Source organism: Naumannella cuiyingiana (assembly GCF_013408305.1).
GTDB classification, from domain to species: Bacteria; Actinomycetota; Actinomycetes; order Propionibacteriales; family Propionibacteriaceae; genus Naumannella; species Naumannella cuiyingiana.
Genome location: NZ_JACBZS010000001.1, coordinates 2452024 through 2464617 on the forward strand (window position 1 = coordinate 2452024; position 12594 = coordinate 2464617).

The following is a 12594-nucleotide window of genomic DNA, read 5'->3' on the forward strand; positions in this document are numbered from 1 at the left end:
GCTAACACGCTGAGGATGAGGCCGACAGTCATAACCGCGCCGACGATGTTGCGCAACTGCGCGATGCCGGGCAGTCCCGAGTCGTTGGGTCGATGTTGATGTCCATCGGCAGCGCGGCCGGAACAGCAGCAAGGGTGGTGGTGATGAGGCCGAACACGGTGGGCTCCTGACACGAACAAGCCCACACTGTGTGGGCGGCGGAAGGGTTCTGACCTCAGGTGCACGCCTGTAGCCCCGAAATGTCGGTGCCCGGTGAGAGGATCGGTTCATGACGTAGGAGGAGGGATCATGGCCAGAGGAGAAAGCCACAGCGTTAGTTGTGCGGATGCCGTTCGGACGACGCCTGAGGAGTGCAAGTGCGCCTGCGAAGGTGACTTCCACGGCGGACCGCATACCGAACGAGTGCGCGCCTTGGTTTGGGAGGAAGGCAAGCGCCAGAAGTACTCACGGCGCCAAGTTGCAGGTGCGAAGCGGAAGGCGCGTCAAGCGATCGAAGCGGAGAGTTCCGTCGGCGAGGCGTGTACGGACCTCGCTGTGACGTACATGATCGACGAACTCATCCTCGTTACCGCTACGGGCGAACAGCAGGTCCTTCGTGACACGTTGAAGAGTGTTCTCGACCCGTTTGTGAAGGAGATCGTTGACGCTGAGCTGGACGATGCCGATTCCAAGAACATCGAGACCGCCGTCAACAACCTGCACGTCATCTGCACGCTATGCGTGGAGGTTCTAAAACTGATTCAGGAGGTTAAGGGCCTCGCGAATGCGGTTGCGGACGATATCGCCCAGAGGGTTGTCGATTCATTGGGTCAGCCGTCTTTCCTCACCGGAGCGGTGAAGACGGTCTTGAGATCCGCGTTGGCTCGCTCGTTTGGGGCGATCGTTGATCTGGCCGCCGATCCGTTGAAGGTGAAGATGCTCCAAGTGGTGGGCTTCGCGACCTGCCCTAACGTCGATGAGCACCCCGATGTTGAGGTCTACTGCGTCGGCCCCCTGGGGAACGAGTACGTCACGTCGGCGCTTCACGACTGGATCGACAAGAGCTTCCCAGCGGACTCCGTCATCTTGCGGCGGGCACCCCGACGCAAGAAACCAGCGTGACCCCGCTGACTAGAGCTGGTACGGGGCAGCCCGCAGCGTCGCCGGAAGCCCGAACTTCAACCCCGACGGGTGCGGATCAGATCCAGCACCGGCGCAGGAAGTACCGGACGTGGACACTGGCGATCCAGATCAAGCGGAACATGGGCACACTCCTCTCCTCGTCATCGGCGACAAGAAGAAAAGAGACTGTCTAGCCGGAGCCATCCAGTTGTGCCACCACATCCAGCAGTGGCGAAGCAGGTAAAGGCCGCTACTAGCAAGGTACCGCCGGTGGGAGGTGAGCGGAAGGGGACGCGGAACTGTCCATGCGTGTCGCCTGGTGACGATGTGCCGCATGCAGGAGAATAGAAGGGATGGCTGACGAACTGTAGGTGACCGAGTCACCGGTAGGAGGTCTCCGCCAGGTGAAGTCACCGAGCTGTGAACAGACGGTTTGTGCGCTGCATCCCCTGATCAACTTTGCGTTGTTTGGGAAGCGACGACGCCACATGAGTGGCGACTCAAGCTCAGCGCCACGTTCGGCACCGTCAGTCCGCATCCGACGCGACGTGAAGATCAACGTCTTGCCTGATTTGGAGCCAGCACAGTGACCGACGTACGCATCAATGGCGTAGCACAGCAGCCTGTTTCCGACGCAAGGCCCAATCGCATCACGCCCGAGAGACTTCGCACGATCGTCGAGTCCGCGCACCTGAACTTCCTGATCGGGGCCGGTACATCCAGCCCATACTTCGCCGCGTTAGGCAACATCGAGGACGCCCTCGCGGACGTCGCCGACCAAGACGCGCCTGAGCACGTCAAAGCTCTCGTCCGCGCTTCAATCCAGGCCTACTTCTTTGAGAAAGTTCTCGCTCCGAATGTGAAGATCGTGGAGCGAGACGAATCTGCGGAGGCCGTGCTTCGGTCGTATGCAACGTTCGTTCGCACCCTGAACCGTATATTGCTCCGGCGACACAGCACACTGCTGTCGAAACAGGCGAACATCTTCACGACCAACGTGGACATGCTGTTCGAAGTGGCCATGGAAGAACTCGGCATCGACTTCTCCGATGGATTCAGCGGAAAAATCCGGCCGAAGTTCGACCTCGGCGACTTCAGCACCCTGCGCTTCCGCGTCGGCAGCCGGTACGAGCATCGGTTCGAGGTGCCCGTCTTCAACCTCATCAAGATCCACGGGTCGGCCGCGTGGAGACAGCAGGAACGCGAGAACCGCAAGACTGACATCTATTTCGATCACGGGCTGACGCTCGTCAACGAGGTCGGAAAGCTGTTTCAGGCTGCGAAACCGCACCTGCTTTCTGTGCTGGTCGATCCTCAACCCGATGACGAGGGGCCGACCATTCGCCCGATTGCGGATCTCATCACCGAAGCCAGGCAGTATCTGGACGGTCTCGATCTGCTTGGAACGAGCGGCGAGGGGGAGTCGCCAACACCTTCGGATGTCGATGCGTTCTCCGCTGGGCACAACAAGCTTGGCATCGTTAACCCAGACAAGCGCAAGTTCGCAACAACCGTGCTGAACGAGACGTACTACGAGTTGATCCGCCGTTTTGCCAACGAAGTCGAGAAAGAGAGCAGCGTCCTCTTCGTCCACGGTTTCTCGTTCCGCGATGAACATCTACGAGACCTCGTGCTGAGAGCGGCCCGAACGAACCCAACGCTGCAGGTGATCGTCTTCTGTTATTCCCGCGGCGGGCTCAATGCGTATGAGAAGCTCCTGCCTGATGCTGAGATCAAGAACGGCAACATTCAGTTCGCGGTTCCTGATGAACCGAGCGAGGACGAGGAGGAACGAAAGATCAGCCTCGACGTTCTTGAATCCGACTACTTCGCGCCGATCATTCGCGACAAGGTGCCTGAGCCCGATCAGCGGATCGAACTGGACATCCACACCTCAACATCGGAGCCCCTTGGTGATTGAGGACAGCGTTATTGACCAAGACGCGGTGTTCCGTGTCGGCCGAGTGGTCTCAGTTGACGGTCGGCGCGTGCGAGTAGCAGTCGACAAGCTAAAGAACGGTTCGCACCTTCAATACCGCGGTGGACTCGTGCGTAACGTCGCTGTTTCCAGCTACATCAAGATAGTCAAGGGCTTCGTCGAGCTGATCGCCAAAGTCGACGGCGAGGTCGTCGAAGAAGATCGCAGCGCAACATCGGCATATCGCCGAGGAGTAGACCCGCTGTCGCGCCAGCTCGACGTCAGCCTCGTCGGTTACATCGAGGACGGACGCTTCGAGCGGGGCGTCCGCGAGATGCCACTCCTGGACAACGAATGCTTCATACTCACGGAAGACGAGTTCGGACTCATCCACACGTTCGTCTCAGGCGGGGATGAACCGCTAGAGATCGGCACACTAGCGATGGAGCCAACTCAGCCTATCGCCGTCGGCATCAACGCGATCTTCGCAAGCCACGTTGGCATCTTCGGCAATACAGGTAGCGGCAAATCGTACACACTCGCGAAGCTCTACCACGAGTTGTTCAAGAGGTACGGTGCCATCCAAACGTTCCGACAGCGATCACAGTTCATATTGATCGATTTCAATGGCGAGTATGTCAATCGTGACGATGGAGTTGACGAGTACGCGACGGAGGTCATCGCCGGCGACGACGTGAAACAGGTGTACGACCTGTCGACCCACGACGACAGTGGAGATCGCCTTCCACTCCCGAAGGCAGCGGTCCACGATCCTGTCTTCTGGACCGTGCTACTCGACGCGACAGAGAAAACGCAGGCTCCCTTCATCTCGCGCGTACTCAAGAACGATTACTGGGATGCCTTGCTTCCTGACTCTGCCGCGCTCCTTGACGTTATCGGTGACCTTGTGGCGCGTGCGACGAAAAGCAACGATGCAACCCTCGACAGGCAGCTGCCGATCAACTTCCTAGAGGAGGTCGAGGAGTGTCTGGGTGATGATGTCGACCACCGAGGTCTCACTGCGCTGATTCAAGAGATGCGTGACAGGCTCCAGTACTTCAGCCGTGACAACAACTTCTACTGGGGCCCAAGAGGCAGCGTCGAGGAGAAGTGGGCGACTGCTGACGACTGGAGCGATTTCATCAAGGGCAAAGTCACCGCAGTGCAGCAGGACTTCTCCTCGGTGGGTGACGTTGACCTAGTTCGATTCAAGCTGGTCCTCCAGTATTACCGGGACGTGATCAGTGGCTTCACGAACCGCGAGCACCTCGGCCCGATGATGAAGCGCATGGTCGAGCGAGTACCCAGCATCAAGCGCCTCGTTCGAGTGTCCGACGATGCATTCACTGCGGTGCCTCTGACGGTTGTATCACTCAGAAACGTGAACCTTGCCATGCGCAAGGTCATCCCCATGATCGTCTGTAAACACCTCTACGACGACAAGAAACGGACGGACCCACAAGGACAGCGGTATTTGAATCTCATCATCGACGAAGCGCATAACATCCTGTCAGCGGCATCTTCACGAGAGAGTGAGGCTTGGCGTGATTACCGCCTCGAAACGTTTGAGGAGATCGTCAAGGAAGGGCGAAAATTTGGAGTCTTCCTAACGATCGCGAGCCAGCGACCGCATGACATCTCCGAGACGATCGTCTCGCAACTGCACAACTACTTCCTTCACAGGCTCGTGAACAACCTGGATGTCCATGCCATCGAGAAGGCGGTCGCCTACCTTGATCGAGTGTCGTTCGAATCGCTGCCGATTCTGCCGACAGGAACGTGTGTTCTTGCTGGCGTCTCAGCTCAGGTTCCGGTTGTTGTCCGGGTCGGCCAGCTTCCTCCAGAAGCCGTCCCTAACAGTCGCACAATGTCGGTTACGAGCGAGTGGCTCTCGCCACTCATTGTTGACTCTGACGACGACGAGCTAATGGACGTTACGGATCTGAGCGATGCGGATTCGCCATCAGACGCCCCATTCTGAGGTTCGTCACGTCGGGCACCGATACGAGGTTCAGCACGACTGGGTGGGCGGGGCCGAACCGCTGGACCCGCGCATGGTCCTCATCGTTCGCGCCCATGGGTGCCACGCAGAGCTGTTCCTGCATCCATGAGATGGTTCCGAACGGTGCCTGCTAGAACCCCAGACGATTGCCAACGCGTTGGAGTGATTCTCCATTCTGGTAGTACTGCACCATCTCCCGCGCCTCCTCCAGAGACGGAGTCACACGGCGCACGCGGACGCCGCGCTTCCGAAGCAAACGCACCGGCGTCGCTTTTACGAAGGGGATCAGGACATCGAGCACGGCGAACAGGCGAGCCTGCGTCCGGTAGACCGCTGAGGAGTTGGACCGTCGATGCTCGGCGCCACGAGCCTCATCGAACGCGTGCGGTCACCCTTGAGCCTCCACAAACGTGGGCATTCGGCCGGCCTCTGCAAGAGCCTTCTTCCGCTGGGCCGTGTAGTGCCACCAGGGTTGACCCGGCGCACCATCGGCTTGGTCGACGGCCGACATGAGAGTCTCGAGGAGACATGTGTCCTCAGCGCACCGGCGATAGCACAAATCTGCTCGAAGAGTTCGAGTGGGTCGCGTCCGCGGAGTTGCTCGACGCTGATGATTCCGATGTCTGAAGCACTTCGTCACGGCGGGCCCGACGTTCACTAGTGTCCGCAGGTCGCTCTTGTTGGGTGGTGTGAAACTCACACTCAACATGGCAGCCCAGCCACCGGCGCGCCGTCTAGAACATTTCGGCCGAAGCAGGAGTGGACGCGCGCTCAATGAGAGCGGTCGGGGTGAGACCGCTGAACCGCTGCGCGTCGCGGCCGAGATGCGCTTGGTCGCTGTATCCGTTCGAGGCGGCGATCTGCGCAAGGCCGGCGCGACTCGTAACCGTCGCATCGTGGATGGCATGGTGGAGTCTTGCGACTTGGTGGATGGTCTTGGGCGTCAGACCGGTGTCGCGCTCGACGAGCCGGCGCAGATGACGCTGCGAGAGATCCATACGGTCCGCCAGCTCCGCGATAGAGGGCGCGATCTGAGATGTGAGGGCCGTCACGGCGTGGTCCACCCGAGCGTCGACTGCCGCATCCGGCCAAAGCGATCCGAGCAGTTCGCGGTCGATCCGGTCCCCCCAGAGGGCGTCGATCAGGCGGTGCACGGTGGACGCCGAGAACAGGTCATCAAGGGCGACCTCGCGATTGGTGAGCTCGGCCGCGTGAAGGCCGACGATCGAGGAGAGCCATGCTGTATTGATGCGTAGCCCCTTCAACCTCGTTCCCTCTGGGAGCACGGGAAGGTCAGCGGTGGTTGACGGGCCGACCAGCCATGCCCGCCCATAAGAGGCCACGATGATGTCCGACTGATTGTCCGGAAGGACCCGAGCCGTCTCGCTACCGACCCAACGCTCCCACAGATGCGTGAACGGGGCGCGCCCCGTCCCGATCCGATGCTCCCGATATGCGCCAGGAGAGTGTCCCTTTTGTTCAAGACTGCCGGAACTTGAGGTCATAGCGTGGCGGCCATGACCACCGTCATCGACGTCAGCCAACGTTCCTGTCATGCCCGCCTCCTCGTCATGCGCGCTTCGACCTCCTCCATCTTCCCAGAGCAGGAGGGGCGAGCGTGAGCGACTGGAACGGGTCAGTGTTCACGCCAGGCGACGACGGATACGCCGCCGAGCTGAACACCAACAACCAGAGCGTTGAGCATCGGCCCGCGCTCGTCGTGGCGGCGGCCGACACCGCCGATGTGGTGAGGGCCGTGCAGTATGCCAGGGCGCACGGTCTGTCGGTCGCGGTGCAGACGACCGGACATGGCATGTCGCTGCCCAGCGACGGGGTGCTGATCTCGACCCAGCGGCTGAATCGGGTCGAGATCGACGCGGGCACGCGAATCGCTCGGGTCCAGGGCGGTGCGCGCTGGCTCGACGTCATCCCAGCGGCGGCAGCGTATGGCCTCGCGCCCTTGAACGGATCGAGCCCGCAGGTTGGCGTAGTCGGTTTCATGCTGGGCGGTGGAGTCGGGATGCTCGGGCGTCAGCATGGTTATGCCGCTGATCACATTCGCAGCCTCAGGATCGTCACCGCCGACGGGGAGGAGCGCCGCGTGGACCCGGACTCCGATCCCGAGCTGTTCTGGGCCGTGCGGGGAGGCAAGGGCAATCTCGGCGTCGTAACCCAGATCGAATTCGACCTGTTCGAGGTCAGTGATCTCTATGGTGGCGGGCTCTACTTCCCTGCGGAGACGGTTGCTCAGCTACTCGAACTTTATGTCGCCTGGACACTCGACCTGCCGCGCACGATGTCGACTTCGATTCTGCTGTCTCGGTACCCCGACATCGAACAGGTCCGCGCGGAGCTCCGGGGCAAGTACGTCGCCCATTTGCGCGTTGCCTACTTCGGCCCAGCCGAGGAGGCCGAACGTCTGCTCCGACCCGTCCGCGAACTGGACGCGCCTCTGCTCGACACCGTGGGCGCGATGCCCTACACCGACATCGGCACGATCCACCACGAACCCGTCGGACCGTATTCGGTGTACGAGAGCGGCTTCTACACCGGGTACCTCGCCGCGTCCGACACCCGCACGATCCTGAAGCGGGTCGGCCCCGACGTGAACGCCCCGCTCATCTTCGAGCTGCGCCATCACGGCGGCGGCTATCGCACCCTGCCCGCCATCTCGAACCCTGTCGGGGGACGCGACGCGGAGTTCACGATCTATATCGGCTCCGTCATCGACCCGCCCGCGATGACCACGGACAAGGCCATCCACACCGCGATCCGTGACGACTTCGCGCATGTCGATCGCGGGACGGTGTTGAACTTCCTCGGTGCTCATACCGATTTCGAGACCATCCATCGAGCGTTCCTCCCCGAAGACGCCGGGCGCCTCATCGCCGTACAGCAGAAGCGCGACCCGCAGAACGTGTTCTGCATCAACCATCGGCTCGCCGCGCAGGAAGGAGCCTCGCATTGATTGGGCAACGACTGCACTTCATCACGTTCGCCACAGCCAATCTTTACGCCGCACGCGGCTTCTACGACGCACTTGGCTGGACGCCACTGACCGATGTCGAGGGGGAGATCATCTTCTATCAGACCGCACCCGGCCTCGTTCTCGGATTCTTCGACGCGACGAAGTTCAATCAGGACCTCGCCACGACCTCCGACCGTTCGCAGCTTGGCGGCGTCATCCTCTCGCACAACGTCGACAGCCCCGCCGAGGTACAGGCCCTCGTGACGGTCATGTCCCAAGCAGGCGGAACCTTGCTGAAGCCTCCACAGGCCGGACAATTCGGCAGCATCTTCCATGCCCATGTCGAAGACCCCAACGGCGTCCTCTGGGAGATCGCGCACAACCCACGCTGGGGCGTCGACGCCGACGGCAACGTCGTCTTCGGAACCGAATCGTGACGGCGGGATCGCCACAACACAGTGTCGAGGCACTGTGAGGTGGATGGGTCATGCTGGCGGCGACCGTGTACGAGGCGGAGGATGCCGCCGGTGCAGGTCGCACGCCTACATCGTCATTCAGTTCCCGCTGCGGCTTCCAGTCGCTCGACGCGCTTCCACTCGTGTGGTGGGAGTCCGCCCTTGGTTGTCGGGCATGTCTGCGCCAATGCATCACCCTCCGTCTGACTGAATCTGTCGGCTCTGAGCGGTATCAATGACCATGCGCATCACCCTCGACGGCCAATCGTTCGAGCTCACTCCTGAGCTCGTCCGGTCGCGCCTCGAAGGGCATGCGCCCGAGAACATCCGCAACTACTGGGTCGACATCGACGGCATCCGTTGGCCGGTCAAGCAGGTCATCTCGCTCGCGACCGGTGTGGAGGACCGGAAGCGATTCCGATCGCAGTTCTCGCGACGCTGGCTTGAGAGTCTGGGCTTCGCGATCGGGAGCGAAAACGCAGCGTCCGTCCAGGGGCGACCTTCGAGTCGGGCGACGATCTCCTCCCCGCCGCCGACGATTCACCCTGGGCGTAATCCGGACAATGAGAGTCCGGCTGGCGTCGAGATCGGCTCGGTCCTCGACCGCCTCCGCGACGACGCCTCATCGAACAACCTTGCCGACGTGCTCGCGACCGGCGGGCGCGGCCTGAAGTCGCCGGGGATGTACAGCTGGTGGGTCGATGTTGCTGGTGCTGAAGACCTCTCCCGCGGCCTCGGTCACCCGGTCGAGCCCGGCCTGATCTACGCGGGACTGGCAGGAGCGACCCGCAACGGTGGGTCGAAGTCGTCAAACACACTGTGGGGGCGCATCGCGACGATGCATCTTGGCAAGAAGCGCCAGTTCTCCACGCTGCGAAGGAGCCTCGGCGGGATCCTGGCGGCAGCACACGGGCAGCCCACGATCGACGAGGTCGAGCTATCGACGTGGATGTACGCGCATCTGCGCGTCGTGACGATCCCTGTCGCTGATCCGGACACACTCAATGACCTGGAGTCGGCGTTGCTCGCCGAGCTCGACCCCCCGCTGAACCTCGCGAAGGTCCCAAAAACACCGCTGAGGCAGAAGCTCTCCGCGCTGCGGAAGCAGTTCGGGACCGAAGAAGCGAATGCCTGAAGTCGACACGGTCGACGCGGCCACGCGAGAAGGAGGCGGCTCGGAGCGCTGCAGAAGGCGCTCGGCTCCGCCCGCTCCGTTCACCGAGCGGTTCGCGGCCTGTGCCCCGCGAGGGATCGGGCCAACTCCGCGAGGCTGCGCGCGAGTTCGTCGGGGTCGCGGTCCTCGTCCTCGGTCCAGTGGCGCAGTTGCTCGGCGGCCAGCGCCGCCATCAAGACCTGGGCCCTGACGTCGGCATTCGCGGCGCCCGCAGCATCGAGCAGGATCCGGCAGTGCGTCACCCACAGGGAGTGGGCGCCGCTGCGGAAGCGGGCACCCGGGCTGTTCGTCTCCGACATCTCCAGCAGCTCGATGTTGTCGAGCGCCAGCAGCAGGTACGCCTCGACGAAGGCGACGAGCCGATCGATCGGGTCGGCCCCCGGCCCGATCGGCGCCGGCCCGGAGATCATCTGCTGCTGCAGCGCGCGTTCCCGCTCGCCGAGCAGGGCGCTCGCCAGGCCGCCCTTGTCGCCGAACCTGCGATACAGCGTCCCCTTGCCGACTCCGGCCTCGGCCGCGATCTCGTCCATCGTCACCGCCGCGACCCCGCGGCGAGCGAACAGGTGCGCCGCAACCTCGAGTGCGTGCGCCCGGTTCCGCGCCGCGTCCGCCCGCTCTGCCCGGGGCGGGGACAGCTCGATCGTCAGCTCGTGTGGATCCTGCCTGCGTTCGACCATCGGGCCTCTCGATTCTAAACGGACTATAGTCCGGTATAGTGGACCGTAGTCCGATTATCTCCACACGCGTGCCCGTCACGAAAGGACGCACGATGATCAATCTGCTGCACATCTCCGCATCGCCTCGCGGGGCCGCCTCCCGCTCGATCGCGCTGGCGGGCGAGTTCATCGCTGCCTATCGGCGTACCCGGCCGGAATCGGCGATCACCGAGTGGGACCTGTGGGACGGCACGTTGCCCGACTTCGGGCCGCATGCCGCACACGCGAAGATGGCGACGCTGGCCGGCGAGCCGCTGACGGGCGAACAGCAGACCGCGTACCAGCGGGCCATCGACACCTTCCAGCGCTTCGACGCCGCGGACCGCTACCTGTTCAGCGTGCCCATGTGGAACGCGACCATCCCCTACATCCTCAAGCAGCTCATCGACGTGATCTCCCAGCCGGGGCTCGCATTCGCCTTCGACGCCGCCGAGGGCTACCGCGGCCTGCTGCGGAACAAGAAGGTGGTGATCGTCTACACCAGCGCCGTCTGGGCTCCCGGCCGCCCGCCGGCGTTCGGCACGGACTTCCAGAGCCCCTACCTGGAGAACTGGCTGCGCTGGGCCGGCATCGAGGACATCGTCGCGATCCGGCACCCCGCGACGATTCCCGGGCAGGATCCTGCCGCGGTGTTGCGGGGTACGCGCGCCGCGATCGCCGCCGCCGCCCTCGCGCTCTGAGGTGATGATCATGAACCTCAATTGGCTGGCGGTGATCGCCGCCGGGCTGCTCGAGATCGGCTGGGCGCACAGCATCCGGGCCACGGACGGCTTCACCAGGCTCGTGCCGACGCTCGTCTGCGGGGCGCTGACGCTCGCCGTCCTCGTCGTGCTCGACTTCGGCATGCGCGGTCTCCCGGTCGGCACCGCGTACGCCGTCTTCGTCGGCATCGGCGCCACCGGCACCGCGTTGGTCGGGATGATCTGGCGGGCCGAACCCGTCAGCCTGCTCCGCGTAACCGCGCTCGTCCTGATCATCGGCGGCGTCGTTTTGCTCAACGTCGCCGATCGCCTCGTCGGTGATCACGCGTGACCGCTGACCGTCGGTGGACCCCGTCGGGCCCGGCGAACTACTCCGGGATGGCCGCCTCGTCGATGCCGGCGGCCCAGGTGGAGCCCTTCCCGCCGAAGCCGCGGCGGGCCCGCTTGGCGAGCCAGTGCGCTGCCTGGGGCGGCGACATGGCGTACCGCGGATCGATGCCGAGTTTCTGCGCGGCATCCAAACCCCAGTTGGGGTTGTAGAGGAACTCGCGGCCGATCGCGACCAGGTCGGCGTCGCCGTCGCGCAAGATCGACTCCGCCTGGTCGGCGTGGATGATCAACCCGACCGCCATCGTCATGATGTCGGCCTCGCGGCGGATCTGCTCGGCGTAGGGCACCTGGTAGCCGAAGCTGTTCAGCCGGAAGAAGTTCGGTACCGCCGAGGTGGTGCCGCCGGTCGAGCAGTCGATCACGTCCACGCCGAGCGGCTTCATCCGGCGCGCCAGCCGCACGTTCTCCGCGGGCCCCCAGCCCGCCTCGTCCTCGATCGACAGTCGGACGAACAGCGGCTTGCCTGCCGGCCAGTTCGCGCGTACCTCCTCGACGACCTCCAGCACGAACCGCATCCGGTTCTCCTCCGAACCGCCGTAGGCGTCGGTGCGCTGGTTCGCCGCGGGGGAGAGGAACTGGTGCAGCAGGTAACCGTGCGCGCCGTGCAACTCGATGATGTCGAAGCCGGCCCGGTCGGCCCGCGCCGCCGCCGCGCCCCAGGCGGCGATCGCGTCCGGGATCTCCTCCAGCTCCAGCGCGCGCGGCACCGGCGAGGCTTCCGAGTACGCGATCGCCGACGGCGCCACGAGGTCCCACTGCTCCCAGGTCTCCGCGTCCACGTCCTCCGGGGTCAGCGCGGCCGCGCCCTCCCACGGCCGCTTCACCCGCCCCTTGCGTCCCGACTGCCCGAGCTGGATCGCCGGCGTCGCGCCGTTGTCGCGGATGAAGTCGGCAATCCGGGCCAACGGCGGGATGTGCGCATCCGACCAGATCCCGAGGTCGCCGATCGTGCCCCGGCCGCGCTTCTCGACCTTGGTGGATTCGAGCATCACCGTGCCGGCGCCGCCGAGCGCCCAGCGGCCCGCGTTGACCAGATGCCAGTCGGTGGGGAACCCGTCGATGGCGGAGTACTGGTGCATCGGCGCGGTGACGATCCGGTTGCGCAGCGTGATCTCGCGCAACTGCATCGGCGTGAACAGCAACGGGGTCCGCCCGGTCATCTCGTCTCC

At 63.6% G+C, this 12594-nt stretch carries 12 protein-coding genes; 8 read left to right on the forward strand and 4 right to left on the reverse strand.

Annotated elements, in window-relative coordinates; translation table 11 throughout:
- Positions 1-288 precede the first annotated feature (288 nt).
- From GGQ54_RS11400 to GGQ54_RS11410, 3 genes are all read left to right on the forward strand, one after another.
- Positions 289-1101 carry a hypothetical protein gene (locus GGQ54_RS11400; protein ID WP_179445494.1) on the forward strand — a complete coding sequence of 271 codons (813 nt, stop codon included), beginning with the start codon at positions 289-291 and terminating at the stop codon, positions 1099-1101.
- A gap of 586 nt (positions 1102-1687) precedes the next feature.
- On the forward strand, positions 1688-3022 hold the full coding sequence (locus GGQ54_RS11405) for a hypothetical protein (protein WP_179445495.1): 1335 nt from the start codon (positions 1688-1690) through the stop codon (positions 3020-3022).
- Positions 3015-5000, forward strand: coding sequence for a helicase HerA domain-containing protein (locus tag GGQ54_RS11410; protein ID WP_179445496.1), 1986 nt, complete (start codon positions 3015-3017; stop codon positions 4998-5000). The genes GGQ54_RS11405 and GGQ54_RS11410 overlap by 8 nt, the downstream gene beginning before the upstream one ends.
- Before the next feature lie 409 nt (positions 5001-5409).
- Here the strand turns inward: GGQ54_RS11410 and GGQ54_RS17760 are convergent, their stop codons facing one another.
- Positions 5410-5730 (reverse strand): helix-hairpin-helix domain-containing protein, encoded by a 321-nt coding sequence (locus tag GGQ54_RS17760; RefSeq protein ID WP_425487402.1) that lies wholly within the window; start codon positions 5728-5730, stop codon positions 5410-5412.
- A 25-nt stretch (positions 5731-5755) separates the two neighbouring features.
- Positions 5756-6286, reverse strand: a complete 531-nt coding sequence (locus GGQ54_RS11420) for a helix-turn-helix domain-containing protein (protein ID WP_179445498.1) — start codon at positions 6284-6286, stop codon at positions 5756-5758.
- A 353-nt stretch (positions 6287-6639) separates the two neighbouring features.
- On the opposite strand from GGQ54_RS11420, the gene GGQ54_RS11425 reads away from it, so the two are divergent.
- From GGQ54_RS11425 to GGQ54_RS11435, 3 genes are all read left to right on the forward strand, one after another.
- Complete coding sequence (locus tag GGQ54_RS11425; protein WP_179445499.1) at positions 6640-7989, forward strand: FAD-binding protein; 1350 nt, start codon at positions 6640-6642, stop codon at positions 7987-7989.
- Positions 7986-8426 (forward strand): VOC family protein, encoded by a 441-nt coding sequence (locus GGQ54_RS11430; protein ID WP_218843829.1) that lies wholly within the window; start codon positions 7986-7988, stop codon positions 8424-8426. Before GGQ54_RS11425 ends, GGQ54_RS11430 begins: the two co-directional genes overlap by 4 nt.
- 253 nt (positions 8427-8679) lie before the next feature.
- Positions 8680-9579, forward strand: a complete 900-nt coding sequence (locus tag GGQ54_RS11435; protein ID WP_179445500.1) for a GIY-YIG nuclease family protein — start codon at positions 8680-8682, stop codon at positions 9577-9579.
- An 80-nt stretch (positions 9580-9659) separates the two neighbouring features.
- Here the strand turns inward: GGQ54_RS11435 and GGQ54_RS11440 are convergent, their stop codons facing one another.
- Complete coding sequence (locus tag GGQ54_RS11440) at positions 9660-10295, reverse strand: TetR/AcrR family transcriptional regulator (RefSeq protein WP_179445501.1); 636 nt, start codon at positions 10293-10295, stop codon at positions 9660-9662.
- Positions 10296-10387: 92 nt separating this feature from the next.
- Here GGQ54_RS11440 and GGQ54_RS11445 point away from each other — a divergent pair, with 92 nt between their 5' ends.
- Both GGQ54_RS11445 and GGQ54_RS11450 read left to right on the forward strand, forming a co-directional pair.
- Complete coding sequence (locus GGQ54_RS11445) at positions 10388-11014, forward strand: FMN-dependent NADH-azoreductase (protein ID WP_179445502.1); 627 nt, start codon at positions 10388-10390, stop codon at positions 11012-11014.
- Positions 11015-11024: 10 nt separating this feature from the next.
- The gene (locus tag GGQ54_RS11450; protein ID WP_179445503.1) at positions 11025-11366 is read left to right on the forward strand and encodes a DMT family transporter; all 342 of its coding nucleotides are present in this window, start codon (positions 11025-11027) and stop codon (positions 11364-11366) included.
- A 37-nt stretch (positions 11367-11403) separates the two neighbouring features.
- Here GGQ54_RS11450 and GGQ54_RS11455 read toward each other — a convergent pair whose 3' ends face one another.
- Positions 11404-12585 carry an NADH:flavin oxidoreductase/NADH oxidase gene (locus GGQ54_RS11455; protein WP_179445504.1) on the reverse strand — a complete coding sequence of 394 codons (1182 nt, stop codon included), beginning with the start codon at positions 12583-12585 and terminating at the stop codon, positions 11404-11406.
- Positions 12586-12594 lie beyond the last annotated feature (9 nt).